The organism is Turicibacter sp. St.80E1 (genome assembly GCF_059728495.1).
Window position 1 is genome coordinate 1,669,624 of the sequence record NZ_AP039386.1, and the last position, 26,983, is coordinate 1,696,606.

At 36.5% G+C, this 26,983-nt stretch carries 24 protein-coding genes and 1 other RNA gene; 9 read left to right on the top strand and 16 right to left on the bottom strand.

What is annotated here, in order from left to right:
• Nucleotides 1–78: 78 nt before the first annotated feature.
• The 5 genes from AC6I0I_RS08085 to rny form a co-directional block, all read right to left on the bottom strand.
• On the bottom strand, nt 79–429 hold the full coding sequence (locus AC6I0I_RS08085) for a YlbF family regulator (RefSeq protein WP_161831944.1): 351 nt from the start codon (nt 427–429) through the stop codon (nt 79–81).
• Nucleotides 413–1,921, bottom strand: a complete 1,509-nt coding sequence (gene miaB / locus AC6I0I_RS08090; protein ID WP_262953651.1) for a tRNA (N6-isopentenyl adenosine(37)-C2)-methylthiotransferase MiaB — start codon at nt 1,919–1,921, stop codon at nt 413–415. The genes AC6I0I_RS08085 and miaB overlap by 17 nt, the downstream gene beginning before the upstream one ends.
• Nucleotides 1,922–2,091: 170 nt before the next feature.
• On the bottom strand, nt 2,092–2,355 hold the full coding sequence (locus AC6I0I_RS08095; protein ID WP_006785428.1) for a stage V sporulation protein S: 264 nt from the start codon (nt 2,353–2,355) through the stop codon (nt 2,092–2,094).
• A gap of 91 nt (nt 2,356–2,446) precedes the next feature.
• On the bottom strand, nt 2,447–3,238 hold the full coding sequence (locus tag AC6I0I_RS08100) for a TIGR00282 family metallophosphoesterase (RefSeq protein ID WP_161831942.1): 792 nt from the start codon (nt 3,236–3,238) through the stop codon (nt 2,447–2,449).
• 332 nt (nt 3,239–3,570) lie between these two features.
• Nucleotides 3,571–5,124, bottom strand: a complete 1,554-nt coding sequence (rny, locus tag AC6I0I_RS08105; protein ID WP_161831941.1) for a ribonuclease Y — start codon at nt 5,122–5,124, stop codon at nt 3,571–3,573.
• Nucleotides 5,125–5,462: 338 nt separating this feature from the next.
• Here rny and AC6I0I_RS08110 point away from each other — a divergent pair, with 338 nt between their 5' ends.
• On the top strand, nt 5,463–6,032 hold the full coding sequence (locus AC6I0I_RS08110) for a transposase family protein (protein WP_338617910.1): 570 nt from the start codon (nt 5,463–5,465) through the stop codon (nt 6,030–6,032).
• A gap of 11 nt (nt 6,033–6,043) precedes the next feature.
• Nucleotides 6,044–6,799: an ISL3 family transposase gene (locus tag AC6I0I_RS08115; RefSeq protein ID WP_338617909.1), complete on the top strand. Its 756-nt coding sequence runs from the start codon at nt 6,044–6,046 to the stop codon at nt 6,797–6,799.
• 137 nt (nt 6,800–6,936) lie between these two features.
• Here the strand turns inward: AC6I0I_RS08115 and recA are convergent, their stop codons facing one another.
• From recA to rnpB, 4 genes are all read right to left on the bottom strand, one after another.
• A complete protein-coding gene (gene recA, locus AC6I0I_RS08120; RefSeq protein ID WP_161832662.1) occupies nt 6,937–7,959 on the bottom strand; it encodes a recombinase RecA in 1,023 nt (340 codons plus the stop codon).
• A 153-nt stretch (nt 7,960–8,112) separates the two neighbouring features.
• On the bottom strand, nt 8,113–8,694 hold the full coding sequence (gene pgsA / locus AC6I0I_RS08125) for a CDP-diacylglycerol--glycerol-3-phosphate 3-phosphatidyltransferase (protein ID WP_161832661.1): 582 nt from the start codon (nt 8,692–8,694) through the stop codon (nt 8,113–8,115).
• Nucleotides 8,695–8,702: 8 nt separating this feature from the next.
• Nucleotides 8,703–9,569: a helix-turn-helix domain-containing protein gene (locus AC6I0I_RS08130; protein WP_161832660.1), complete on the bottom strand. Its 867-nt coding sequence runs from the start codon at nt 9,567–9,569 to the stop codon at nt 8,703–8,705.
• A gap of 257 nt (nt 9,570–9,826) precedes the next feature.
• Nucleotides 9,827–10,205, bottom strand: an RNA gene (gene rnpB / locus AC6I0I_RS08135) — RNase P RNA component class B.
• 158 nt (nt 10,206–10,363) lie between these two features.
• On the opposite strand from rnpB, the gene recU reads away from it, so the two are divergent.
• The 4 genes from recU to AC6I0I_RS08155 all read left to right on the top strand — a co-directional run bounded on the left by recU (nt 10,364) and on the right by AC6I0I_RS08155 (nt 15,484).
• Entirely contained in the window at nt 10,364–10,948 is a 585-nt protein-coding gene (gene recU, locus AC6I0I_RS08140; protein WP_161832659.1) for a Holliday junction resolvase RecU, read from the top strand.
• A gap of 21 nt (nt 10,949–10,969) precedes the next feature.
• Nucleotides 10,970–14,023, top strand: a complete 3,054-nt coding sequence (locus AC6I0I_RS08145) for a PBP1A family penicillin-binding protein (protein ID WP_262953847.1) — start codon at nt 10,970–10,972, stop codon at nt 14,021–14,023.
• 82 nt (nt 14,024–14,105) lie between these two features.
• Nucleotides 14,106–14,639, top strand: a complete 534-nt coding sequence (locus AC6I0I_RS08150; RefSeq protein WP_338617908.1) for a helix-turn-helix domain-containing protein — start codon at nt 14,106–14,108, stop codon at nt 14,637–14,639.
• Entirely contained in the window at nt 14,594–15,484 is an 891-nt protein-coding gene (locus tag AC6I0I_RS08155) for an IS3 family transposase (protein WP_161832944.1), read from the top strand. Before AC6I0I_RS08150 ends, AC6I0I_RS08155 begins: the two co-directional genes overlap by 46 nt.
• A 45-nt stretch (nt 15,485–15,529) precedes the next feature.
• On the opposite strand, the gene nth is transcribed toward AC6I0I_RS08155, so the two are convergent.
• The 5 genes from nth to dapB all read right to left on the bottom strand — a co-directional run bounded on the left by nth (nt 15,530) and on the right by dapB (nt 19,319).
• A complete protein-coding gene (nth, locus tag AC6I0I_RS08160; RefSeq protein ID WP_161832657.1) occupies nt 15,530–16,180 on the bottom strand; it encodes an endonuclease III in 651 nt (216 codons plus the stop codon).
• 17 nt (nt 16,181–16,197) lie between these two features.
• Nucleotides 16,198–16,872 (bottom strand): DnaD domain-containing protein, encoded by a 675-nt coding sequence (locus tag AC6I0I_RS08165; protein WP_262950435.1) that lies wholly within the window; start codon nt 16,870–16,872, stop codon nt 16,198–16,200.
• Between the two features lie 11 nt (nt 16,873–16,883).
• Complete coding sequence (locus AC6I0I_RS08170) at nt 16,884–17,363, bottom strand: hypothetical protein (protein ID WP_262950434.1); 480 nt, start codon at nt 17,361–17,363, stop codon at nt 16,884–16,886.
• On the bottom strand, nt 17,353–18,510 hold the full coding sequence (locus tag AC6I0I_RS08175; protein ID WP_161832654.1) for a CCA tRNA nucleotidyltransferase: 1,158 nt from the start codon (nt 18,508–18,510) through the stop codon (nt 17,353–17,355). Before AC6I0I_RS08175 ends, AC6I0I_RS08170 begins: the two co-directional genes overlap by 11 nt.
• A 98-nt stretch (nt 18,511–18,608) precedes the next feature.
• Complete coding sequence (gene dapB, locus AC6I0I_RS08180) at nt 18,609–19,319, bottom strand: 4-hydroxy-tetrahydrodipicolinate reductase (RefSeq protein WP_161832653.1); 711 nt, start codon at nt 19,317–19,319, stop codon at nt 18,609–18,611.
• Between the two features lie 492 nt (nt 19,320–19,811).
• Here dapB and AC6I0I_RS08185 point away from each other — a divergent pair, with 492 nt between their 5' ends.
• Both AC6I0I_RS08185 and AC6I0I_RS08190 read left to right on the top strand, forming a co-directional pair.
• Entirely contained in the window at nt 19,812–20,684 is an 873-nt protein-coding gene (locus tag AC6I0I_RS08185) for a YitT family protein (RefSeq protein WP_161832652.1), read from the top strand.
• A 26-nt stretch (nt 20,685–20,710) separates the two neighbouring features.
• Nucleotides 20,711–21,103: a (deoxy)nucleoside triphosphate pyrophosphohydrolase gene (locus tag AC6I0I_RS08190; protein ID WP_161832651.1), complete on the top strand. Its 393-nt coding sequence runs from the start codon at nt 20,711–20,713 to the stop codon at nt 21,101–21,103.
• A gap of 390 nt (nt 21,104–21,493) precedes the next feature.
• Here the strand turns inward: AC6I0I_RS08190 and AC6I0I_RS08195 are convergent, their stop codons facing one another.
• The gene (locus AC6I0I_RS08195; RefSeq protein ID WP_262953872.1) at nt 21,494–24,316 is read right to left on the bottom strand and encodes a DUF3427 domain-containing protein; all 2,823 of its coding nucleotides are present in this window, start codon (nt 24,314–24,316) and stop codon (nt 21,494–21,496) included.
• A gap of 920 nt (nt 24,317–25,236) precedes the next feature.
• On the opposite strand from AC6I0I_RS08195, the gene AC6I0I_RS08200 reads away from it, so the two are divergent.
• Entirely contained in the window at nt 25,237–25,947 is a 711-nt protein-coding gene (locus AC6I0I_RS08200; protein ID WP_161832274.1) for a hypothetical protein, read from the top strand.
• A gap of 272 nt (nt 25,948–26,219) precedes the next feature.
• On the opposite strand, the gene AC6I0I_RS08205 is transcribed toward AC6I0I_RS08200, so the two are convergent.
• The gene (locus AC6I0I_RS08205; protein ID WP_262950703.1) at nt 26,220–26,948 is read right to left on the bottom strand and encodes a zinc metallopeptidase; all 729 of its coding nucleotides are present in this window, start codon (nt 26,946–26,948) and stop codon (nt 26,220–26,222) included.
• Between the last annotated feature and the right edge of the window lie 35 nt (nt 26,949–26,983).

A 26,983-nucleotide genomic window follows, 5' to 3' on the forward strand; every position in this document is an offset into this window, starting at 1 on the left:
AAGGTTTTCTTTTTCGTAGGAAAAGTGTATTTGTCTTACTTCCTATCCTCATTCATCCTAAAATTAAAAACATCTTAGCTATTCACTAAGATGTTTATTAACCTTATACTGTATTATATGAGCCATCGTCGAAAAGAGTTCATTTAACTCAATTTGGATTTGAATATATTCATTAAAGAGAGGATGGTTATAAAGTTCCTCCTCTAACGCTTTTAACTCATTCTCTTTTTGAGATTTGGCATTAGATTTTCCATAATGGTCAAACTTTATAACTTCCTTTTGTTTCTTTATATACTCGTCATACATGGCGAGTAGTTTTTTATTTTGATGAACTTTTTTAGTTAGCATAACATATCGCTCAATCACAGGATCATTCGCTAATTTTTCACTCAAGCGCTCAAAAGACGGTAAATTAGTTAATACTATCATCCGATACCATTTCCCCAGTTAAGTGCCATGTTTTAGCCTCTGTAATTTTAACCTTAACAACTTGACCAATCTTTTTCTCATCACCTTTGAAGTTAACGAGTTTATTATGACGAGTGTAACCTGCTAACATTGTATCATCGTTTTTGCTTGTTCCCTCAACTAAAACTTCTACAATTTGACCTTCGAATCGTTTATTTCCTGCACGGAATCCTCGGTTAATAGCCTCATTTAAACGGTTTAAACGATCCTTTTTCTCAGCTTCAGAAACATTATCCTCCATTTTCGCAGCAGGTGTTCCTTCACGTGGTGAGAAAATAAATGTAAAGGCCCCTTCATAACCTACTTCTTCAACTAATGATAAAGTCTCTTGGAATTGTTCTTCTGTTTCCCCAGGGAACCCAACAATAATATCCGTTGTAATTGATACCCCTGGAATAGCTGCTTTTAAGTCGCGTACTAATTGTAAGTACATCTCACGTGTATATTTACGGTTCATACGTTTTAACACTTCATTATTTCCTGACTGAACAGGTAAATGAATGTGTTCCATTAAGTTTCCACGTTTTGCTAATGCATTAATCGTCTTTTCATCAAAATCACGTGGATGAGATGTCGTAAAACGAATACGTGGAATGTCAATTTCATGTAAGTCATTTAATAAATCACCAAATGTGTATTCATGGTCTTTAAAGTCTTTCCCATAGGCATTAACATTTTGTCCAAGTAAGGTTACTTCTTGATATCCTTCTTCCGCTAAGTGCTTAATCTCAGCAATGATATCCTCTGGTAAGCGGCTTCGTTCTTTACCGCGTGTGTAAGGAACGATACAGTATGTACAGAACTCATCGCAACCATACATAATATTTACCCATGCCTTAGTATGCCCTTGACGAGTACGTGGCATATTCTCAATGATTTCCCCTTCTTGAGACCACACTTCAATGACACGCTCTTTCCCCATTAAGGCATTATGGATATATTCTGGTAAGCGGTAGATATTGTGTGTTCCAAAAACAAGATCGACATGTTGATGTTTCTCCATGATTTGGTTCACGACTTTTTCTTCTTGCGACATACATCCGCAAACTCCTAATATTAAATCCGGATTTGTTCGTTTTAATGGTTTTAAACGCCCTAACTCACCAAAAACACGGTTCTCAGCATTTTCACGGATGGCACACGTATTTAAAATAATTAAATCCGCCTCTTCATGAGAGTTAGCCTTTGTATATCCTAACTCCTCTGCAATTCCAATAATAGCCTCAGAATCATGTTCGTTCATCTGACATCCATAAGTTTGAATTAAATACTTTTTCCCTTGTCCAATGTTTTTAATTGATTCTTCAATGGCAAAATCACGGTGGACATGTGCCTGTTCACGACTACGCTTACGAGCATCTTTAATGCTTGGACGTTGAAAATAACGGCTATAGTCCTTTTCCCCTTTTTGCGTATTTGCTTGTAACGATAATTCCTTTTGTTGTTCGTTCATTTTTATCACCTATATTTAAAGATTTATTCATCAACTTCATTCGCTATGTGACAAAACCTGAGTCACTTTGTCTATTATACATTACATCCTATCAAATAATCAACTAATGTAAACCACCCGTTTTGACACATAAAAAAAAGCTAGCACCTCATAAGGTACTAGCTTTTTCGCTACTGGCGTGATTCCACAATTAATTTAATCGCCGTGCGTTCTTCTCCATCAATTAAGATATCCGTAAACGCTGGAATACAAATTAAATCTTTACCTGTTGGAGCTACATATCCTCGAGCGATAGCAATAGCCTTCACTGCTTGATTTAATGCTCCTGCCCCAATTGCTTGAATTTCAACAAGCCCTCTCTCACGAAATGCATTAGCTAATGCTCCCGCAACTGAATTTGGATTTGATTTTGATGATACTTTTAATACTTCCATAGTAGTCCCCCTCTGTTTTTGTTTTACACAGACATTCTATGCACGCAAAAACAATTAAATGACTACTTTAAAGTAATTAAATGACTACTTTTTAAAAAGCAGATTCTTTTTTCAAATTGATACGCTCAATTGCAGTAGCTTTCCCAGTCTTTTCGTTAATATCTACTAAGACAGCATTTAGTTGTGCCGCTCCTTGTTCAAGAGCATTGAAACGAATAGGAAGCCCTGTTATAAACTTATTAATAACATTTTCACGTTCAACCCCAATTACTCCGTCTAAAGGTCCAGTCATTCCAACGTCCGTAATATAGGCCGTTCCTTTAGCTAAAACTCGCTCATCTGCCGTTGGCACATGGGTATGCGTCCCGACAACGGCACTAGCACGTCCATCTAAAAAATACCCCATCGCTACCTTTTCACTTGTTGCCTCTGCATGAAAATCAACAAATATAATATTCGTGCGCTTTTTAGCCTCTTCAATCAACTTATCTACCTTTTCAAATGGACAATTACTCATCGGCATAAAAGTACGCCCCTGAATAGAAATTACCGCTACCTCGTAGGCATTAAACTTAACAAAAGTTAACCCCTTACCCGGGTTAGAATCTGGAAAATTAGCCGGACGAATCAATTTATCTGTATCGTCAATAAAATCAAAGACCGAACGATTATCCCATGTATGATTTCCAAGCGTAATAACATTAACCCCTTGTTCAAGTAAGAATTTATAGTACTTTTCATTAATCCCTTTTCCATGACAAATATTCTCACCATTAGCAATAATAAAATGAGGTTTGTATTTCTCCTTAATTTTAGGTAGTTTCTCCTTAATCATTTCTCGTCCCAACGATCCATAAATATCTCCAATAAATAAAATTTTCATGTTATCCGCCTTTCTAGTCGTCAATTCACTCGTTGTTAATGATCTATCACTCGTTAAACTCTTTTATTTCTCTAAATAGCCCGTGCTACTTTCCACATTTTAAAGCCCTATCTTAACCCATCGTCATGAGGTCGTAAAAGACACCACATCATCTAAAGTTCACCGCGTCCCCTGTTCATCTAGTAAAAATCCCAATATCGGTACATCTCTTTAACTAGGGTGTGCCTAACGAGGATTAAGACACACACCGTAAATGATTCTTTCCTTACACATAGTAAAGAGCTATTAATGAATCCCCATTAATAGCTCTTACACCATTTAATACCTATTCGTTATCTTGCGGTTTCAACAGCACGTGTTTCACGAATTACTGTTATTTTAATATTTCCAGGGTATTCTAATTCATTTTCAATCGTTTGACGAATATCACGAGCTACTTGGTGAGCTTGAACATCATCTAATTGTTCTGGAATAACAGCGACACGAACTTCACGTCCTGCTTGAATAGCAAACGCCTTCTCAACACCTTCGAAACGGCATGCAATGTTTTCAAGTTGTTCCAAACGTTTCACATAATTTTCTAATGATTCACTTCTTGCTCCAGGTCTAGCAGCAGATAATGTATCGGCTGCTGCCACAATGACAGCAATTAAACTTTGAGGTTCACGATCCCCATGATGCGATGCAATTCCATCGATGACAACTGGATGTTCGCGATAACGCGTCGCTAACTCTATTCCAATCTCAACGTGACTACCTTCAACTTCATGGTCAACAGCTTTTCCAATATCGTGCAATAATCCTGCTCGTTTAGCTAACTTAACATCTTCCCCTAACTCCGCAGCAATTATTCCAGCTAAAAATGCAACCTCCATTGAGTGCTTTAATACATTTTGCCCATAACTTGTACGGTAATTAAGTCGACCTAAAATTTTCATCAAGTCTGGATGAACTTTACCAATTCCAACTTCAAATACAGCATTTTCTCCATATTCGCGAATGCGCAAGTCAACTTCACGACGAGTCTTTTCAACGATTTCCTCAATTCGAGCTGGATGAATTCGCCCATCTTGAACTAAGGTCTCAAGTGTAATACGAGCAATTTCACGTCGGATTGGATCAAAGCATGATAAAACGACCGCTTCTGGCGTATCGTCTATAATTAAATCCACACCTGTTAACGATTCAATCGTACGAATATTGCGTCCCTCACGTCCAATAATACGTCCCTTCATTTCATCACTAGGTAAATTAACAACATTTACACTATAATCACTTGTCTGTTCCGAAGCATATTTCTGAATGGCTAATACAATTAATTCCTTCGCCTTTTTATCGGCTTCTAATCGCGCCTTCTCTTCCTCTTCTTTAATATACTTCGCAACCTCGTGAGACATCTCATCCTCAACTTGTTTAAAAATAATGTCACGGGCTTCATCCATGGTTAATCCCGAGATTTCAATTAACTTTTGTCGTTGCCCTTCTAAAGTTTCTTCCACTTTGCTTTCTAGTTCTTTTAGTTCGAGTTGTTTTTCAGCGATGGCTTCATCTTTCTTTTCAAGTGCCATTTCACGCTTCTCTAAATTCAAAATACGGCGATCAATAGTTTCCTCTCTCTGGACTAAACGTTCCTCTAAGCGTACAAGTTCCGTCTTCTTCTCCTTAATGTCACGTTCTGCACCAACTTTAAGTCGTTGGACCTCTTCTTTTGTTTCTAAAAGTGCCTCTTTTTTCTTTGATTCCGCTTCTTTTTCAGATTTTGAGATAATATGTGCAGCTGTTTGTTGTGCTCTCTCTAACTCAGCCTCATACACCTTTTTTCTCATAAAATACCCAATAACTAACCCTATCCCTACTAGCAAAATGGAGATGATAATTTGTGACATAAGTCCACCTCCAATTATTTGATATACGATTATCCGCCATAGATCTATTTAACGGCTCTATAGTTTTAAGATAATTAGCATTATGATATAATACTACATTCTTTATTTTAATATTATTGTAATAACATGTCAAGAATTCCACCCCAATCTAACCAAAACTAACACCAAAAATTGGTGAAGGAGTTGTTCAAGAAAAAATAAAGGTTCTATAATATTTGGTGTGGGTGGGATTACTCACACCTTTTTGATTGCCATAAATATTAAGACAAAAAAAGAGACATAGTCCCCAAAATCCTATACAATGTAATCGGCTAAAACAACACGAAAGGATTGGGTTTATGTCTCACACTAATTGTATCTCAACTTTACTTGATTTAAAAGATAAAAATATTACTTTTTCAAAAAATTGTATCCACGAAACTCAGATTAAGAATGTTCGTTCTAAACTTATTTTGGGAACTCTTTCTTTTCAACCGACTCATTGCTACCACTGTGGTCATTCTTTTGACTCAAATATCATTAAACACGGCTTCAAAACTTCACGTATTAAGCTAGTCAAAATTTCCGGATTTGATGCTTATCTAGACTTAAAAAAACAACGTTATAAATGCCGTCATTGTGTCCGAACATTTACCCTAGAAACATCTCTTGTTAACCCTAATTGTTTTATTTCCACTCCCGTAAAACAAGCCATCTTTTTAGAAGCTAGTCATAAGAAATCCGAAACAGATATTGCACGTGAGCTTAACGTTTCTCATTCAACCGTTAACCGCGTCATTCATTCTTCCTATGAAGAACAGCCGCTTCCCTTTAATTCTCTCCCAAAAGTTCTTTGTTTTGACGAGTTTAAGTCGGTTAAATCGGCCGAGGGTCACCTGCCATGCGAAGCATGTATCCTCCATTGGTAGGGAACGGAGCAATGTCCTTCATTTTTTGTGATGCGTCCAATGGAAAGCTAATTGATATCGTTGAAGACCGTCGCTTAAGTACACTAAGGACTTACTTTATGCGATTTTCTAAAGCAGCTCGTGAAGGTGTAACCCACGTCGTCATTGACATGTACGCCCCTTATATGACACTCATTAAAGAGGTATTCCCTAAGGCTAAGATTGTTTTAGATAAATTTCATATCGTTCAACTAGTCTCTCGTGCTCTTAATAAAACACGCATTCGTTTCATGAATCAAAATAAAGAGTTTTATAATAAATTCAAACATTATTGGCGACTTCTCTTAAAAGCCCAAGAAGATCTTAATGCCACTCATTACTTCTATTCCAACTGCTTCAAAAAGATGATCTCTCAACAAGAAATTATTGACTTTTTATTAGCCCTAGACCCTGAACTAAAGGAGACTTATGATTTCTACCAAACTGTCCAACAGGCTATTAAACTTCGTAACCTTGAAATATTTCATCATGCCATTCAACACCCCTCTGACCTGCTTTCACACGAAATGAAAACAGCTTTAAAAACACTCACTCATTATCAAGATTATGTCAAAAATACTATCGAAACTCCTTATACCAATGGAGTACTCGAAGGAATTAACAATAACATTAAAGTCATTAAACGTATTGCCTTCGGATACCGTAGTTTCTACCATTTCAAAGCAAGAATTTTGATTATTCATAAATACACTTTTGAACAAAAAAAGAAGAGGAACCAAGCCGTCTAAAGAATGGCCTAATTCCTCTTGATTACATGTATAGATTTTATTCACCCACACGATTTGACAAAGAGCCAATAAATCCCTGTAAATTTCAATAGAAAAAGAGATAAACGAGTCTACCCAACTCATTTATCTCTTTTTTATTATTCCTCAATCATGATTTCCTCATGTCCTGATGTAGGAATATTCAATTCTGCTCGAATAAGGTCTGCAATTTCTTCCATAATGAATGGATTTTCTTTAAGGAATAATTTAGCATTTTCACGTCCTTGTCCCATCTTTTCTCCTCGATAAGAATACCAAGAACCGCTTTTTTCAATGATATTATAATCAACCGCTAAATCGAGAATCTCACCTTGTTTAGATACCCCTTCACCGTACATCACATCAACCTCAACTGTTTTAAATGGAGGAGCTACCTTATTTTTTACAACTTTAATCTTAGCAACATTTCCGACGATATCTGTTCCAAGCTTAATCGCCTCACCGCGTCGCACCTCAAGTCTAATTGTTGAATAGAACTTTAACGCTCTTCCACCTGGTGTAACTTCTGGGTTACCAAACATAATTCCAACTTTCTCACGAATTTGGTTAATAAAGATTGCAATTGTCTTTGTCGTATTAATTGCTCCAGATAATTTACGTAAAGCCTGTGACATAAGGCGAGCCTGTAATCCAACATGCGAATCACCCATCTCCCCTTCAATTTCCGCACGTGGAACTAATGCCGCTACTGAATCGACAACTAAAATATCAATAGCTCCACTTCGAACTAAAGCCTCGGCAATTTCTAACGCCTGTTCCCCAGTATCTGGTTGGGAAACAAGTAACTCGTCTGTATCTACACCTAATTTTGCCGCATAAGCTGGATCAAGGGCATGCTCTGCATCAATAAAAGCTGCCGTTCCACCTGATTTTTGTACTTCTGCAATCGCATGTAATGCAAAAGTTGTTTTACCAGAACTCTCTGGACCATAAATTTCAATGACACGTCCACGAGGATAACCACCAACACCTAAGGCCGAGTCTAACGCTAAAGATCCCGACGAAATAACCTCTATTCGAGTATCCGTTTTTTCTCCTAACTTCATGACAGATCCTTTACCGTATTGCTTTTCAATACTTTTCAACGCTTGCATAAGCGCAGCTTCACGATTATTACTCATCAACTATATCCTCCTAGATCCTGTTTTATTTTTTCTATCTACTTTTAACATACCCATTTTAGGTCTAAATTCCTTTAATTTATTTTAATAATAAACTAATTTTTCTCTAAAAGCAACAAAAAAGCGAAAACTTGTTCGCTTTTTTGTTCTATCTTACTTCGCTTCATCGAAAATATGTAAATTTTTGTAGATATATTCAACACCTGAGGCAACTGTTAAGACAACAGCTAATGCAATGAAAATTCGATCCACCGGCCAGTTGAAAATCTCAAATGGATAATTTAATAACAATAAAGTGGAAATCATCATAAATTGAACAACCGTTTTAATCTTCCCTAGCCATCCCGCTGCAATAACAACACCTTTTGAAGCTGCAATGGTTCTAAATCCTGTTACAATAAACTCACGAGCTAAAATAACAAAGACAACCCATCCTGAAATCAAACCATTTTCTAGTAAAACTAAAAGAGCTGCTGTTACTAATAGTTTATCCGCTAACGGGTCCATAAATTTTCCAAAATCAGTAATCATATTATATTTTCGCGCCACATAACCGTCAATAAAATCAGTAATTGCAGCTAATAAAAAGATAATTAACCCTAAAAGGTTCGCATAGGGAATTAAATAATTATTAACAGCTACTGTGTTGACAATTAAACTTGGAATATAGAAACACACAATAAAAAATGGAATTAAAATAATACGTAACAATGTTAACTTATTTGCTAAGTTCATACTCACACCTACTCAGTTTTCAGATTAATTTTTATATATTGATGCGGACTTGATGGTTGAAATTCAAGCGGTTGATTATCAACTAAAACACGAACTGCTGTTGCATCCCCGACATTCAGTTCTAACGTTCCAAACTGATCATTCGTTACTTTATGCTCAAATACTCCACCCGCTTGATACGTTTCCCCTGGAATTAGATTCTGCGTTCCTAGCGTCATACTCAACCAACAAGATGCGGTAAATTCTAACTTTAAATCTACCTCAGTTTTTTTGGTTGTCACATCAAAAACAAGTTCTTTATTTTGTTGAGAAATTAATTTTATATCCACCGTTTCATTCACAACAGGTTCCTCAGCCTTAGGAGCTTCATCCTGTTTTGATGGTTTCTCTTCACTGAGATCTTTATCTTCCTTCTTCTCAGCCTCAAGTAACGTTGAAGAATTTGGATTATTAATTACAATATTTTTATCCTCTTTCGGCTCTGCACTTTTAACCATATCAACGACATAAAAAATGCCTAGCCCGATGACTAAAATACCGCAAATAACCCCCGCAATCCGTCCTAGGTTTTGATTTCTTCTTTCAACCTGTTGCTTATGAATTTTTACCTCAACCTCTTTTTGAATTTGATTTCCGTAAAATTGTTGATACAACTCCCCAACATTCAACGATAAATATGTTGCATACTTTTTAATATACATTTTCAAATAAAACGAATCAAATCGTTCAAAATCACCTTGCTCAATACTTTTTAAATGCTGAATTGGAACACCAATTTTAGCAGATACTTCTTCTAGGTCAAGGTTTTGATTTTGTCGTTGTTCTCGCAAATAATCAGCTAATTGTTGATTGCTTTCTTTATTTGAAAAATCCATCTTGGCACCTCCCACAAACATCCTTTTATAAGCAAACTAAACTAATAATAGCATACCTATATTTAATAAAAAAGTAAATATAGGTATTTTTTTGTAAAGAATGGTTTATTTTCTCTATCCAACAGTTCATCAGATGACCCTGTTTAAACTTTAATCCTTTTCATAGGTTTAGTTAAATTCATCGATTCATACATAAACCCTCTATTTTATTAATAAAAAAAACACAACTAATTGTTGTGCTTTTTACATGAATAGCAATCTATAAGCCATGTTCTGTACCGTTGTACTCAAGCGGATGCCTCCTCGTACTCAGGCGGTAATTATCTGTCTGTAAAGTTTTCACTTTACCTCCCATATGCATTCATTTCTGCTTTAGGAGTGCCCCTACCAAATTTGGGTTTCTCGCTCGTGGGGTTTACCCGTTCCACTTCGTTTGTTTCCAAACGACATCGTCACTGTGGCACTTTTAAAGGTAATAATACCCTATCTAAAGACTTAGGTACGTTCCCAGCCGTCAGTTAATGATTAACTGCCCTAACTTATTGTTTCGTTAGGCACGAACACTACAATCATCTCAGATTGTGCGAGCATGGACTTTCCTCACCATCCAAAAGGACAGCGCAATTACCCAATTGCTATATAACATTCATTATGTCAAAAACAGACGAAATTGTCAAATGTAAAAATAATACAATACGTCTATAAATTGTATGAATTAAACATGAAATCTGATTAAAGATTAGCTTTTTTACCTATTATTTGATAAGATATAGAGTTAGGAGGTGTATAATTCTGTGGTAAATTATCCTCATAAAAAGAAACCAACACTTAAGAGTACGAGCGAAAAAACAATTTCATTTGGAAAGCGCGGAATGTCTTTTGAAGATGATTTAACAAAATCAAATGAACATTATTTGGCAGCCAATAAGGCGGTTATTCATAAAAAGCCGACTCCTGTTCAAATTGTTAAAGTTCATTACCCTAAACGTGCAGCAGCTGTCATTACAGAGGCATACTTTAGAACGCCCTCTACAACAGACTTCAATGGAGTCTTTAAAGGGAAATACATTGATTTTGAAGCCAAGGAAACTTTAAACGCTACTCTCTTTCCTTTACAGAATTTACACGAGCATCAAGTAAATCATATGATGGCCGTCAATAAAAATGGGGGGATAACTTTTTTACTCGTAAAATTTGCAAAATTTAATGAAATTTATCTACTACCGTGTGAAAACCTTGCAACGTTTTGGCAAGAATATAAATTAGGTAGTAGACGTTCTATTTCTCGGAAAGAATTTGCGCAATATGGAACGATGATTCCTGAAGGAGCTTTTCCACGAATTGATTACTTAAAAGTAGTTGAAGAACTTTTCTTATAATACTATAAGGTGGTGACTTAGATGAAGAAAAACAAAGGTAAATTTTCCTTCACCCTGCTCCAAGCAATTGGGACTATATTTAAATCCTTTATATTAGTGGGGCTGCTAGGGGGAATTGCTGCCATGATGATCGGGAGTTTTATTCTCATAAAAACAATTGAGACAGCTCCTGAACTCGATGTATCAAAAATTTATGCAACAGAATCAACAATCATTTATGATAAGGACGGAAATATTATCGATGAGCTCGGAATCCAAAAGCGTGAATGGGTTTCCTACCAAGATATCTCTCCTGTGTTAATTGATGCAATTATTGCAACAGAGGATTCAAAATTCTATGAGCATTCAGGTGCCGATTGGCAACGTTTCCTAGTCGCCCTCATCGGAAACCTTCAATCGGGTGATTTTGATCAAGGTGCAAGTACATTAACACAACAGCTAATTAAGCAAACACACTTAACAAGTGAAAAAAGTATTGATCGTAAAATCAAAGAATTATACCTAGCTATTAAAATTGAAAAACAACTAACAAAAGAACAAATCATTGAAGCCTATTTAAATTATTCACCTTTCGGGGGTGGAATCAATGGGATTCAAAAAGCGGCAGAATACTATTTTGGGACAACAGCAAATGATTTAACCCTTTCTCAAGCCGCAACATTGGCAGGGCTTGTACAGGCACCTGAAAATTACCGTCCTGACCGCTATGCCGATTCGGCAGAAAAACGTCGCGATATCGTTTTAAAATTAATGGTTAAGCACGGTTATATCACAAAAGACTTAGCAAATCTCGCTGCTGCTGAACCGATTACTGATATGCTCGTTTATCATAAATCAGATGAATTCGATAATACGAAGTATCAGTCATTCATTGATGCCGTCTTAAATGAAATCGAAAACAAATATGATTTAGACCCTTACTCTGGTCTTCAAATCTACACGACTTTAGACCCTGAGGCGCAATCACTTGTTTACGATATCCAAAACTCTAACAAGTATGTTGATTGGTCGGCAACTGGATTAGCTAAGTCAACAGATGTTCAATCAGGAATTGTTTTTATGGATACCCAAACCGGACAAGTTCGTGCGATTGGTGGTGGCGTTAATGAAGAAGGCGTAGAGCGTGGAGTTAACTTTGCGACACAATTAAAACGTCAACCGGGTTCAACCGCTAAACCCATCTTCGCATATGGACCGGCGATCGAATATTTAAAATGGGGATCTGGGACAACACTTGATGATGAATTATATACCTATCAAGATGGAAGTGGACGTATTGTCCATAACTATAACCATGAATATCAAGGGCGTATGACAATCCGTTATGCCCTTAACAAATCATTAAACGTTCCTGCCGTAAAAGCCTTTAATGCTGTAGGAGCAAAAGATGTTCAAGCCTTTGCTGAAAACTTAGGATTTGAGTTTAACGATGAAGAAACATTATATGAATCAATGGCCATCGGTGGAGCTTCAACAGGATACTCGCCTCTTCAAATGGCAGCGGCCTATGCAACATTTGGAAATGGTGGAATCTATAACGAGCCGATTACAGTTGAAAAAATTATTACAAATGATGGAACTGTCATTAAGGCAGACCAAGAATCTCATCGTGCAATCAGTGAGGAAACAGCCTATTTACTAACAGATATGCTACATACCGTTATGACTGAGGGAACAGGAACAACAGCTAATGTCGGTAGCATGTACTTATCTGGAAAAACAGGAACAACAAACCTTGATCCATCTGAACGTTCAAAATATGGATATCCTGACAATGCCATTCGCGATTCATGGTTTGTTGGTTATTCTAATTACTATACTGCCGCTATTTGGACAGGATTTAATGAAAATAAAGACGGATACATTACACAATCCTCACAATCTAAACCATGGTATGTCTTCAACACATTGATGAAGTACTTAAATCCTGCAGGATATGAGGAACCTAAGCGTCCAAGCAGCATTCAATCCCATTCAATCGAGCAAGAAAGTGGTGATAAAGACGGTGAAGTACAATCGCCATCGAAATTTACACCAAGTCAATATATTTCATCTGAGTTATTTATTAAAGGACATGGACCTAAGGGAACATCTACTCGTTTCCAACAATTAAGTACCCCTAAAAACTTTGCAGGTTCTTATACAGGTTCAGCTCTTCAGTTTTCATGGGACCATATCAAAGGATATACACTTTCAACCTCTGAAATCACTTCTCAGATTGCTAACGCCGCAAGTTTAGCAACAAAGGCAACGAATATTAGTCAGATGCCTAAATTAAATCCAACCGAATCTGAACTGCGCATGATGCTAAAACAAATTCAGATTATCGGAGCAACAGTTTATGATGTTTATGCACGAGATTACGCTGGTAGTGAAGTCTTACTAGGTTCAACCACAAGTAATGCCTTAACAATTGATAATGTTTCAATTGGTGATATGGCACGCTACAAGGATTTCTACATTCGTGCACGTTACGAAAATTCAGGTGCCCTAACAAGTGAAAACTCTAATTCTATTACAATCAACTGTGAAAATTGCTCAAAACCTGTGACCATCCCTAATATGAAAGGTTGGACAAAACAACAAGTTGAAGAATGGGCATCAACAAATGGAGTTAATGTTTCTTACTCGGAAACAGCATCAAATGAAGTAGATGCCGGTCTTGTTCTTTCAACCTCTCCGGCAACAGGTACAATTTTCCCAGGTGAAACATTAAGTGTTGTCATCGCGTCGGCTCAATTAGTTGTACCAAACTTTAAAAATGAGTCTGATTTCATTAGTCAGTATCAAGCGTGGGCTTCATTAAATTCAGTCAATGTCTCAATTAAAGAAGAATTCCATGCAACATTACCAAAAGGAGCTTATATTGGTTCAAATCCTGGAATTGGATCGGCTATTTCCCCAGGTTCAACCTTAACCATTACTATTTCAAAAGGACCTAAAGGCAATGATTCAACAACGCCGCCACCAAGTACTGGACCTGACCAATCACCCGATCAGTCACCTGATGACCTTCCAGATGATGAGAACTCAGGCATTCTAGGATTTCCTGAAAATGATGACTCAACAGACTAATTAAATAAAATAAAAAGGATTCCTTTCTGATGTGCACCCCAAATGTTAGACTAAAAAATCTAACGTTAGGGGTGTTTTTTCTATGGCTAAATATAGTCCAGAATTCAAATTAAGGATTGTTAATGAATATTTACAAGGGACTTTAGGTTATCGATCGCTTGCTAAGAAATATCAGATTCCAAGTCAATCACAAATTGAAACATGGGTTAGACAGTATAAACAAGAAGGAAAAAACGGATTACAACCAAAAGAAAAACAAGTATATACTGGAGAATTTAAATTAAATGTATTAAACTATATCAAGACAACAGGTGCTTCATATAGCCAAACTGCTATTCATTTTGGAATATCAGATATAGGAACGATTGCGAATTGGAATGCAACGTTTCTAAAAGGCGGTGTAGAGGCATTACTTAAACCGAAAGGAGGGTCTCAAAGCCCTATGCCAAAATTAAAAGCATCTAAACAACCGAAAACTTTAACACGTGAACAACAATTAGAAGAAGAAATTAAATTACTCAGAATTGAGAATGAATACTTAAAAAAGTGTCACGCCCATGGGATTACGCCATGGAACCAAAGAATCAAATCGAGACAAGAATCATCCAAGAATTAACGGCTAATTTTAAATTAAGTGATATTTTAAAGGTCACAAAATTTCCTAAATCAACCTATCATTATTGGGTTAAAAAGATGGCGCAAGAGAATCCAGATCAAGAACTTGAAAATCTTATTTTAAGCATTTTTAAAGAAAATGATGAGAATTATGGTTATCGTCGAATCACAGATGAGCTTCATCATCGAGGTCATCGGGTTAACCATAAGAAAGTCTATCGTCTGATGAAAAAGCGTGGAATTATTTGCGTTAAGTTTAGTCATAAATCACGTAAATATCGTTCGTATAAAGGAACTGTTGGAACAGTGGCTAAGAATCGAATTAACCGCCGATTTAATACCCCTTATCCGTATCAGAAATTGACAACAGATGTGACTGAGTTTAAAACGCAGGAAGGAAAGAAATTATATTTAAGCCCAATCATGGACATGGCAACCGGTGAAATTTTGTCCTATTCAATGAGCCATAAACCTGACTTGAATTTTGTCATGGAATCTCTGAATCAGGTCCTACCTATTCTCAAACAAGCAAAATATAGAATAACCCTTCATTCCGATCAAGGTTGGCAGTATCAACATCAAAAATGGGTTAAAGCATTAAAAACACATAAAATTTTTCAAAGTATGTCACGAAAAGGAAATTGTCTAGATAATTCACCGATGGAAAACTTCTTTGGAATCCTTAAACAAGAAATGTACTATGGAAAGACATTTAAAACCTATGAGGAGTTAAAAGAAGCCATTGAAAACTATATCTACTACTATAATCATAAACGAATTAAAAGAAAATTGGCTGGTATGAGTCCAGTCAAATACCGAATTCGTACCAGCCAATTAGCTGCATAATATTAAGTTCAACTTTTGGGGTTCACTACATTCATGGAGTCCTTTTTATTTTGCCTTCTTTATTAATTTCTTCCCTTCCTTACAATTTGTAAAGAGTGGGCAGGTTTCACATTTAGGATTTTTGGCCGTACAATGATATCTGCCAAAGAAGATCATTAAATGGTGTGACTTAGACCAACGATCCTCTTTAATTAACTTCATCAATTTATGTTCCACCTCTAATACCGTATCATCCGCTTTGGCGAATCCCAATCGCTTTGATACCCGTTCCACATGTGTATCCACCGCTATTCGTGGAACATTAAAACCAACAGATAGTACAACATTAGCCGTCTTTCTCCCCACACCCGGTAACTTTACCAACTCTTCAAATATATGCGGGACAACGCCTTGATATTCCTCAATTAACAAACGACATAACGCCTGAATATTTTTTGCTTTACTTCGATAAAGCCCAATCGTCCTTAAATCCTGTTCAAGCTCTTCAAGCGTCACCTCTAAATAATCTTCAGGTGTCTTATATTTTTGAAATAATTGCGCCGTTAGTTTATTTACACTTTTATCCGTCGTTTGAGCTGATAGTAACACAGCAAGGACCAATTCAAATTCATTCGTAAAATTCAACTCACAATGGGCATCTGGAAATAATTCTTCCATCACATCTATCATTTCTGCTGCTTTTTTCTTCGATACCATAATGTACTCCTTTAGCTTTACTCGTTCATCCAATCATAATAAAAATTGGGATCAACAGAAACCGTTTGAGTTTCTGTCGTCATCGATGATTGCTTACGTTGACGAAAGGCGATTAATTGTCGTTTAGCCTCTTCTACTGTTTTAATATTTTTTTTCTTCCAATCCAGCAAAATTTTATCAATATAACGGATTGATTTAATTTGATAAGAATTCATTTCCCGAATAGCTAGCTTAATTAACTCCGGGTCAAAATTATCCTCTGTCATCCAAAGATGAATGGTTTCAATGTCTAACGGGCTTAAAATCCCAAACTCCTGTTCAATCATACTAAAAATTTCTTCACGTTGGGTAGATGTAGCTTGCGTCTTTTGTTGTCTTAATAACGTCTCTATCTTTTCAAACAGAGGGGCAATCGAGTATTCCTCAAACCGCTTCCCTCGCTCATCCATTTTACTACTCACTGTAATATACTGTCTTTCAACAAGATTAATAAATAACACCGAGCAATTTGCCTCATCAATCGTCATATGTGTTGAAATATCACTAAACGTCCAGCCCGAAGGATTTGTTTTTAGTAAGCGAGCGAGCAACACTAACAACACATACTCCTGCTCGTTCAATCCTAATTCTTTATAAGTTGTTAATAATAACGTATTAAAATCAAGTAAATTATCTTTCCATAATCCGTACACCACAACCGCTCCTATTTCGCCTTAAATTGTAATAATACCTCTGATGTTTTCGCATCTAAAATGACATAAAAATCACCTTTATCATTCGTCACAAGAACTTCATAAATCGGTGTCTCACCATAAACACCTAAATAGTAATGTTTAATCACACCCTGATCGATAACATTCGCTACTTTTTCCTCTACTTGCTTTTTCGTCATTAAATCCTTCGTCTCACAGCTTAACTTAACGGTATTATCTTTAATAAAATAATAATAATCCTTACCTGATGTCAACTGAACCTTCGCGACATAATACTGCTCTTCGCCGTTATATTGCGATATTTCTAATACCTTTTTAACTTCCGGTAGCTTAGATAAGGACTCCTGATAGGTCAGTAACTGTTTATCATATTGTAAAACATACGAAGCAAACGAAATCACACCTATCGCAAGCAAAACAACAATTAAAAGGACAGCTCTTTTTAACCACTTATTTTTTTTATTCATCATCAGCTTCCTCCATCTCATTCTTTATATACTGAATTAACGTTTCTTTCTCATTTTTCAATTGATTCATTACAACTAAATACTCTATTTTCCTTAATAGTTCCTGAATCCACGGTCCCTTCGGACGCTGAATCACCTCAGCAATCACCTTTCCACTAATCAACAATTCGCGGCGATCACTAATCGGTAAATCAACCACCTGATACGGAACGTTTTCCTGATGGATAAATAATTTCATTTGATGGTAAAACCTTGCCCACTCTTCCCCATATAAATAAGTAAAATAAGTAGGGTCTACCTCCTGATTCAGGGCATGACATAATACCTCAATACATTTGCGTTCTACCCGTGAAAAAGGCCAGGCCGCTAAATATTCAGCTAAATTATCGCATGTTAATCCAGCCAATGCAAACAATATAATAGGATGTGTGATTGCTTCATAGCAACGTTGTCGATATTTATTTAAGCCATTAAAAAACGGGATGACTGACATTAAATCCATTTCATAGGCATCATTCATCGCCTTTTGAAAAAAGTCCCCTTTCACCATGCCTTCTAGTTCCTTTTTAACTCTTTCCATGGAAATCTGTTGTAATAATTCTTTCGTTTCAATCATTGCAGCTAATGTTTCAGCTTCTAATGAAAAACCAAGCTTAGAAACAAAGCGTATTCCACGTAAAATTCTTAAAGGGTCCTCTTGAAACCGCTCAGTTGGTTTCCCTACGCAGACAATTAACGATTTTTCAAGATCCTCTCGCCCTCCAATGGGATCTAGGAGCTGACCTTCTCGGTCCATCGCAATGGCATTAATCGTGAAGTCGCGACGTCTCAAATCCTCATCTAATGAGCGAGTAAAACGCACTTCCTTCGGACGGCGATAATCAATATAGTGGCTTTCCACTCGGAACGTTGTGACCTCAACGGGGATCTTCCCGATCATCACTGTGACTGTCCCATGTTGCAAACCAGTTGCTATTGTTTTATCAAATAATGACATGACCGTATCAGGCGTGGCAGAGGTCGTAATATCAACATCGTAGATTGGACGTCCGATTAACCGATCCCGAACCATTCCTCCAACAAAATAGGCCTCATATCCCGCCCCATTCAACGTTTCTAAAACACTCGTACCAGCTGCTAACAAGTCCATGACACACACTCCATCTCAAATTTATACTCTTCTTATTATACTGAAGATTAAAGCTTATAATCAACTTTTTATCATAAAAAAACCTTCGCTCGGAAGGTTTAATCTAATAAATGTTGTAATCCATAAACAAGTTCGTCCAATTCACCAACTTTACGAATAGCTAAAATAATTCCCTTTTCAAATGAATGACGACTATTCGACTGATGAATCAACTCAAGCGTTTGATATTCATCACTTACCAAAACTTGATGTTTTGCCAAGACACCAGGCATACGTACACTATGAACATGCGTAGAAGCTAATTTACGTTTTAATGCACAATCAAGGGTATTTGCAATGTAGGTTGCCGTTCCTGAAGGCTGATCCTTCTTATTCACATGGTGATACTCCACAATCTCAAAGTTATCAAAGTAATGCGAACAAATCTCCGTAAATTTATTAATTAAAATCGCACCGACAGAAAAGTTAGGCGCAATAACCCCCCTTCCACCATACTCCTTCGCCACTTCTTTCAAATAATCTACATCTTCTTTGTTAAAGCCCGTCGTTCCGATAACAATAGATTTTCCAGCCTTTAACATCTTTTCTGCCGCTTCCTTTGCAAAGGTATAAACCGTAAAATCAATATAAACATCAAAATCCACCTCTGCAAGGACCTTATCTATATCGTTATAAATAGGGGTTTCCCCTTCTAGACACTCCACTTCACTCACACCGGCAACTAACGTAATATCTTCCTCAACTTTCAATGCCTCAACGAGAAAACTTCCCATTCTTCCCTCTAATCCACCGACAACAACTCTTTTCATCTTATCACTCCTTTATTTGCCTATTTTATTGTATTGCAAATCATAAAAAGTGTGATAACTTCATCCGTTGTTAAGAAAAAATATTAATTCCCGTATAAACCGTTGTGCCACATCCAAAGGATAAGCTGACTAAAATAAAGCGCACCTCCTATTTGCCACTCAATACACAACCTCGCCGTAAACCAAAGGATTATTCAACACTAGATGGGCTTACTACACCCCCCTTACTAACACGAGACCACACATTTATCTGCTTAAAAACGAAGTTCATTTCACCGAACTTTGCCCTCTTTTTTAAACTTAACTTCTGCAACCACCCCCGGCTGTGTAGCCAACATAAGGTCCTTTATCTTTAAGGTCTATTGGGCCATATCACGTCTATTCGTCAAAAAATTGTCAAATTCCTTGACCTAAAAATCACGATAATTGTATATTTTAGAAAATTTTGCTATAATAATCATTAAATTATTCATTCAAGGAGGGGTCGCTCACATGTCATTCAAACTCTTAAAACAACTATTTTTTATTACGATTGGAACAGCACTCATGGCATTAGGAGTCGTTAATTTCGCCATTGTCAATCAAATGGCCGAAGGGGGATTTACTGGAATTACAATTATTCTTTATCATTTATTTGGAATTAGTACTGGAGTTAGCAATCTTCTACTAAATATTCCAATGCTCATTATTGGCTACCGTCAATTTACAAAACGTGGTTTTTGGTTAACCATTTATGGAACATGTATGCTCTCTCTCTTCTTAAGCCTATTTGAATCATTAGGGCATATTATTCCCCCACTACCCAACGATATGATTATCGCCTCAATAGGAATGGGGGTTCTAATTGGGACAGGGCTTGGCATTATTTTTAACGCTGGGGGAACCACGGGAGGAGTCGATATTATAGCCAAAATTATAAAAGATAAATTAGGGATTCCAATGGCGCGCACGATGTTTACCTTTGACGCTATTGTCATCGGGATTTCATTAGTTATCTTTCTATCATTTACCAACGCTATTTATACCATTCTTGGGCTTTATATCGCCTCAAAAATTATCGAACGCTTTCAAGAAGGATTTCAAGCGGGACATAAAGTCCTCATTATCTCAGATGCCTACCAAGATATTGCCGATGCCATCCATCAAAAAATGTCTCGAGGAGCTACTTTTATTCATGGAATGGGTTCTTACAATAAAACCGAAAAAACAATTATTTTAACAATTATTAATAAGCGTGAGCTCAATTCACTCAAAGAAATAATTTATACCATTGATCCTCAGGCCTTTGTGAGTGTGAGCCATGTTTATGAAACACTTGGAGAAGGATTTACCTTCGATGCCAATGGATTGCCTTACCTTGACTAATCATGCATAAGAGGAGCTGATAACCGTTGAAAAAAACTATACCTGTCGTCGCTGCCATTATCAAAAATGAACATAACCAGATTTTGTGCGCCCTTCGTTCACCTCAAATGTCACTCCCAAACTATTGGGAATTTCCGGGCGGTAAAGTTGAACCGGGTGAAACCTTTAATGAAGCCATTCGTCGTGAAATCTTAGAAGAATTAAATTGCGTGATTGAACCCTTACAGTTAAGAGACAACTATTTCCATGAGTATGAGAATTTGATTGTTCATTTCATAACGATCGATTGCCAATTAATTTCGGGAACCCCTATCGCCAAAGAACACGCTAAACTCATGTGGGTAGACGTCGATCAACTCGAAAAACTCCGTTGGGCACCTGCCGATATTCCGGCCGTAAAACGACTTTTAAACAATTAAATGAAAAGACTCTATTTCGAATAAATCGAATAGAGTCTTTTCATTTAGCCCATCGCTTACACTCTCCATCATTTTCATTGGAAACTCTCTCTATTTTTCTCAAAAAATGTAGAAGGATGCTTGAAAATGGTGGAAAATATGCTATAATAAAATCAATCCAAGGAGAAATCTAACCCCCCCCTAAATAATAGATTTTTCTCTGTTTTCTTATATCATCAAACTAATTTACAAAAAACTAGATGCCTTCCATAAGAAGGACGTCTAGTTTTTTTACATACCTACAAAAGCCGTTTTATTTATCCATCACTAGCCTCGTTTTTTGGAATCACCCAAAATAACTGAGGCTAGCAACGTTAATTTTTCATGAGCCCTCCATCCTCTCTATTTCATTTAATAACTAAGTTCGCGATAGAGTTGTGGTGGAATTTCATGTTCCAATTCTAGTTGAAGAGTAATTGGATTATTTCCACTTGCTGACAGGGTATTGGCTTTTCCTAAATAAATATACGGCTGAACATCGCCATCAAGTTTTTTAAATTTTCTTACAAATAAATGCAGGTGAATCTGACGCTCTACATTTTTAATTAAATTTTGTCCTTGCGGAGACTCCTGGGTTGTTTTATTTGGAGATTGCCACTGAAATGTCCGAGATGACGTCAGACGATCATCATAATTAATGCTTTCCTTAATATCTTTTTCTTTATGCAACTCAACAAATAAAAAGAAATTATTCTTATACGTCAACAAGCCGCTCCCACGAAAGGCACTATGTTTCTTATTATAATTAGCCACCTTAGCAACCTCCCGCATAGAATACGTTTCATACAGCTTTAAAAAAGGGTCCCCATAATCAGCGGTTGAAAATTCTTCCTGGTAACGAACAAGACCATAGGTCAACACATCATCTAAGTAAGTTTTAAAATGCGGAACTGATCGTAATTGATTAAAAACGGGTAAGGTCACTAATGTCCCACCTATCCAATCAAATGTTTGAACATATTGAGCCTGATCACTCAGATCATAATAGGTTTGTCCGAGGCATTCAAGGGCATGAGTGACACTTGTTGGTGAAACAGAATCCACATATTTTAAAATTTCCCGTGTTGCTAGTTCCTGGTTTAATGTCATCACTTCCCGGTGATTTAACAAATATTTCATGAGAATAAACTCATAAGGTCTCTTTAATGGCAGTTGAGATGACCACTCCTTTAAAACCTTTACAAAGGTGTCGTGACTTAGTACAGATTCTAAGAATAAATCCTTCTCTACCTGATAAATAAACTGTAAATATGTCTTAGATTTTTTGACAAAAGCTAACGGATCGGGGGCTCCCTCACACCCTAAATAATCACATAACATGTACGGAATCTGCCCGCGTTTCATCCGCTTAAACTCGGCATATGCTTCTTTGAGGTACATCATCGAATTAAATTTTTCGTTCTCTAGTTGACTAAGGATTTGCTCTTTAGAAATTGCGTCTAAAGTGACAAAACTATCTCCTAAATGTCCCGCAAAGTTAGTCGCCACAGCTACTTTTAAACTATCCTTATCATAAAAACGATCTCCACTAAGTGCAATTGCCATTAAAAAGGACTTTTTATGATTTCCAATAAAATCAAGAACCGTTAAAAATTCTTTATCTTCATTTTTCCGCAGTCCCCTTCCCAACTGTTGAATAAAAATAATCGGAGATTGCGTTGGGCGAAGCATTAACACCGTATTAATGCTCGGAATATCGATTCCCTCGTTAAAAATATCTACTGTGAAAATCATTTCAAGAGGATCCTCATCGCAAGCTAGGCGATTCATCATCACCTGGCGCTCTTTCGGAGAATGATTCCCCGTTAAACAGACACTCGGAACTGATGCTTCATTAAATTTCTTCGTCATATACTCAGCATGTTCAATACTTGCGCAAAAACCAATTCCCTTACGATAGCGACCATCATGCCCGTATAAATCCATCTGCTCTAAAATAAAAGAAACACGTTCATTTACTTTTAAACGTTTAGTTAATTCGTGAATTTGGTCTGCCTTAATATTACTCAAATCAACACCGTCGATATCACGAATCCCAAAATAGTGAAAGGGTACAATTAAACGTTGCTCAAGCGCATCACGAAGTCGTACTTCTAACGCGACGTGCCCATCAAAACAATCAAAAATATTAAAATCGTCACATCGTTCGGGCGTTGCCGTCATCCCTAATAAAAACTTTGGCGTAAAATAATTTAACAACTGCTGATAAGTTTCTCCCCCGATATGGTGAGCCTCATCAACAATCAAATAATCAAAAGAATCCCTTGCATAATTTTTAAAATGCCGGGACATTGTTTGGACAGTAGAAAATAAGTAATCCGCCTCTACCTCCTTAACATTGGAGGTATAAATCCCCATTTTCTTACCCGTTTTACCTAGCACATATTCAAACGTCTCCTTTGCCCGATACAAAATATCTTCACGATGAACAAGAAATAACATTCGATTTGGATTCACTTGCGCCACATCAAACGCCGACATATACGTTTTACCTGCTCCTGTAGCCGCAATAACTAATGCTTTACTCTCTCCCTTTTCACGTAAACGACGCAGACGTTCCATCGCAAGTTGTTGCATCGAATTAGGTTGAGGAATTTCACTTTTGGCGACGTGGTCTATCTCCATCACATTTTCTTTTTTAAATAGTTGATATTTTTGATAGCTTTGTCGATATTTTTCAAGCTTTTCCTCAGTTAAAATCCCCGCACGTTCCCAGAGCGTTTGGTAATCTGCTAATATTTCCTTTACCATCGCATCCTCAACAGATTTGATTAATTTAACGTTCCATTCAATATTTTGCCTTAATGCACTCGGTGTTAAATTAGACGATCCAATATATACCTCCACCCAATTCCCTCTCATGAAAAGATAACCTTTGGCATGCAAACCTCCCTCTATAGGCTCATCATATAATCGGACTTCAATATTTTTAAAACTCTGTAATTTTTCAATCGCTTTTGGTTCTGAAAATTGCTGGTAAGTAGAGGTCAAAATTTTCCCGTGAACTCCACGTTCCTTTAATTCATTTAACTTCTGTACCAATAATTGCACCCCACCAAATGTCATAAAGGCCACCGTGAAATAAAATTTCTCGCACTCTTCAAGCGACATCAGCAAATCGCTTAAAACATTTTGTGAGCCGTGATTTCGGATAAAGGTAGTTTCTTGTTCCATTTATCATATCATTCCTTTTTTATTATTAAATTATTATTATTTTACCACAACTATCTTAGATTTAACCCTATTCCTCCTAAAAGATAACGTTCCACCATCCAAAGCATTGTTATTTAAAGAGCCACTTATCTATCTAAGCATACGGTCGAACTCTTTCGCGGTGAACGCCGTCCTCGCCTCAGGTTTAGTTATAAAAATTACCCGCCAGCCCAGCTAGCTAAAGATCCCAAACATATAATTTAATAAAAAGATTTAAAGCCGTGAATATTTCTTACTTATTTTGCCAATAACAGAAGTGTAAGTGATAAGCTTACACTCCCTAAAATATTTTTCACATATAACTCTTCCTAAATTTATTAAATTTGAAAAAGCGTTCATCCCCCCCATGAACGCTTTTTCAATTTAAGGAGTTTTGATTTTCTAACCCTTTTGAATATTTTTTTTATTTCTTTATTTGTCTGAATATTTTTTTGATTATTGTCCATATTATAAGGGTAAGTTTTAAACTTACTCCCCCCCTAAAAACTTCATATTACTCTCTCCTAAAAAAACGTTCGTCCCCCCGAACGTTTTTTTTATAAATTTTAATGAAGGACTGAATAAAAATTGATTAATTAGTCCATAACTTAAGTGTAGGGAAAGCAGCTAGATAGAACAGAATAATTAACTCCCTATAAGTGGAGACAACAACTTCGTTGATTGACATCCTAGATTCTCCACTTATTGAGTTTGAGAAACTTCCACCAAAACTCCTTCTTTAATAAAAAATAATATCTTTCATTAAACAACTGGATTTTCTTCCCTGAAACCAGTTGTTTTTTAATTTTTATTCTAGCCCCCTCTTTTAAAAGGACCCCCATTATGCTATTAATAGATCATTCTAATCCATTTAAAAGAGAATAAATAAGGAGGTTCCTTAGATGCAACAAATTTTAAATACCCCGTTTGTGACGCGGGCATCGGATTCCCCTGAATTTGAGGGGCATTCCTTTATGCTCACTGTCTCAGAATGCGATCACTGTAAAACGTTATTACTAGAATCCAACATGATTGGTATTTTCGAATTTATCACTCAAAAAATCGAAATAAAAGATTCGCCCGCTAACTTTATGATGAAGAAGTATCTTATTTTAGAGAATGGAATGGCTATCGATCAAAAGGTTACATTCGGACGGATGATCCATTACGGCATGCTAGAGTTTAATGTCAATGGTAATTATGAGGATCCTCCCGCCCTTTTATTTCAAAGGGCCAATTGTGACTATCTTTCTCTTTATGATCTCATCCAAACCCATGAATCTTTTATTGGCGAGATGCGGCAAAATGTTAAATCAATTGAAGGATCTAATTGTTACATTCAGCAACTTGAACCAGAACAAGAAAATGAGAATGAATTTCTTGAAGGAATGATGATTAAAAAAGAGTTGATTCCCATCATCGATAAACACGACACCAAATATATCGAAATTATATCCTATGAAAAGCGCTATGTTCGGTTTAAAAACAAATTTTGTTATACGACCGTTTATTTCTTAAAACATCATCATTTAACAGCGGTTAAGTCCCCCGCCTTCATCACATCAGATGTTTATTTGTTAACACATCATCAATTCAGTCAGATAGTCATCTGATTAAGTTATCCATTTCACCTAATTTTAAGATCATTCCATTACAATTAAGATAAAAATCGACATATTTTATCAAAAAATGGTGAAAAATGTTTGATTTTAATAAAATATGTGATATAATTAAATCATTCCAAAAGAAGAATTCCATTCTTCTTCTGTTTCTATAAAATATGCTACTTTAAAAAAAGACATCCTCCCCCTAATGATGTCTTTTTTTATATTTTCAGGAATGAATACGAAAAAAGGAGATTGACTATTAAGTTAATCTCCTTTTTTTAGTCATTTTGACGTGAATTAAAAATCATAATTAAACGTAATAACTCCGCAACGGCCACCACTGCTCCTGCAACATAAGTTAATGCTGCTGCCGTTAACACTTTTCGTGCCCCCGCTTTTTCTTCTCCGCTATATAAAATATTCATCTCTGAAAGCTGGTTTAAAGCGCGTGCCGAAGCATTAAATTCAACGGGCAACGTAACCAACTGAAATAAGACGGTAATCCCAACGAGGATAATCCCTAATAATAGAAATTGAGATCCACCGAAAATAAATCCTAATAAAATGGCTAAATATCCAAATTTATTAGCAAAATTCACAATAGGAAACATTGCCGAACGGAATTGCAAAGGAGCGTAGGCATTCGCATGCTGAATCGCATGACCACATTCATGGGCCGCTACCGCTAAGGCTGCAAGCGATGTTCCGTAGTAAATATCATGAGATAAGCGAACGGTTTTACGTGTAGGATCATAATGATCACTCAGGCGTCCTCCAACTTCTGTTAAATGAACGTCCATTAATCCATTACGATCTAGAATACGACGAGCCACATCTGCTCCCGTTAACCCAGATGAAGCACGGACACGTAAATATTGATTAAATGTTGATGATAAATACGCCTGCGCTAACATCGGAACTAATAAAGCAATTAATAAATAAATCCAATACGATGAATGCGAACCCATCCCGTATCCACCGTAATAACCTCCATAATATAAGAACATTGTTCAATCACCTCTACTCGATTAACACTAAACTT

Coding starts and splice junctions, on each gene's coding strand:
- AC6I0I_RS08185 (WP_161832652.1), top strand. CDS start 19,812: ATGTCATTCAAACTCTTAAAACAACTATTTTTTATTACGATTGGAACA.
- AC6I0I_RS08175 (WP_161832654.1), bottom strand. CDS start 18,510: ATGGACTTGTTAGCAGCTGGTACGAGTGTTTTAGAAACGTTGAATGGG.
- recA (WP_161832662.1), bottom strand. CDS start 7,959: ATGAGTAATAATCGTGAAGCTGCGCTTATGCAAGCGTTGAAAAGTATT.
- AC6I0I_RS08155 (WP_161832944.1), top strand. CDS start 14,594: ATGGAACCAAAGAATCAAATCGAGACAAGAATCATCCAAGAATTAACG.
- nth (WP_161832657.1), bottom strand. CDS start 16,180: ATGGTATCGAAGAAAAAAGCAGCAGAAATGATAGATGTGATGGAAGAA.
- AC6I0I_RS08200 (WP_161832274.1), top strand. CDS start 25,237: ATGCAACAAATTTTAAATACCCCGTTTGTGACGCGGGCATCGGATTCC.
- miaB (WP_262953651.1), bottom strand. CDS start 1,921: ATGAACGAACAACAAAAGGAATTATCGTTACAAGCAAATACGCAAAAA.
- AC6I0I_RS08095 (WP_006785428.1), bottom strand. CDS start 2,355: ATGGAAGTATTAAAAGTATCATCAAAATCAAATCCAAATTCAGTTGCG.
- AC6I0I_RS08150 (WP_338617908.1), top strand. CDS start 14,106: ATGGCTAAATATAGTCCAGAATTCAAATTAAGGATTGTTAATGAATAT.
- pgsA (WP_161832661.1), bottom strand. CDS start 8,694: ATGAACTTAGCAAATAAGTTAACATTGTTACGTATTATTTTAATTCCA.
- AC6I0I_RS08130 (WP_161832660.1), bottom strand. CDS start 9,569: ATGGATTTTTCAAATAAAGAAAGCAATCAACAATTAGCTGATTATTTG.
- AC6I0I_RS08170 (WP_262950434.1), bottom strand. CDS start 17,363: ATGATGAATAAAAAAAATAAGTGGTTAAAAAGAGCTGTCCTTTTAATT.
- AC6I0I_RS08100 (WP_161831942.1), bottom strand. CDS start 3,238: ATGAAAATTTTATTTATTGGAGATATTTATGGATCGTTGGGACGAGAA.
- rny (WP_161831941.1), bottom strand. CDS start 5,124: ATGTCACAAATTATCATCTCCATTTTGCTAGTAGGGATAGGGTTAGTT.
- AC6I0I_RS08145 (WP_262953847.1), top strand. CDS start 10,970: ATGAAGAAAAACAAAGGTAAATTTTCCTTCACCCTGCTCCAAGCAATT.
- AC6I0I_RS08085 (WP_161831944.1), bottom strand. CDS start 429: ATGATAGTATTAACTAATTTACCGTCTTTTGAGCGCTTGAGTGAAAAA.
- AC6I0I_RS08195 (WP_262953872.1), bottom strand. CDS start 24,316: ATGGAACAAGAAACTACCTTTATCCGAAATCACGGCTCACAAAATGTT.
- dapB (WP_161832653.1), bottom strand. CDS start 19,319: ATGAAAAGAGTTGTTGTCGGTGGATTAGAGGGAAGAATGGGAAGTTTT.
- AC6I0I_RS08115 (WP_338617909.1), top strand. CDS start 6,044: ATGTCCTTCATTTTTTGTGATGCGTCCAATGGAAAGCTAATTGATATC.
- AC6I0I_RS08205 (WP_262950703.1), bottom strand. CDS start 26,948: ATGTTCTTATATTATGGAGGTTATTACGGTGGATACGGGATGGGTTCG.
- AC6I0I_RS08110 (WP_338617910.1), top strand. CDS start 5,463: ATGTCTCACACTAATTGTATCTCAACTTTACTTGATTTAAAAGATAAA.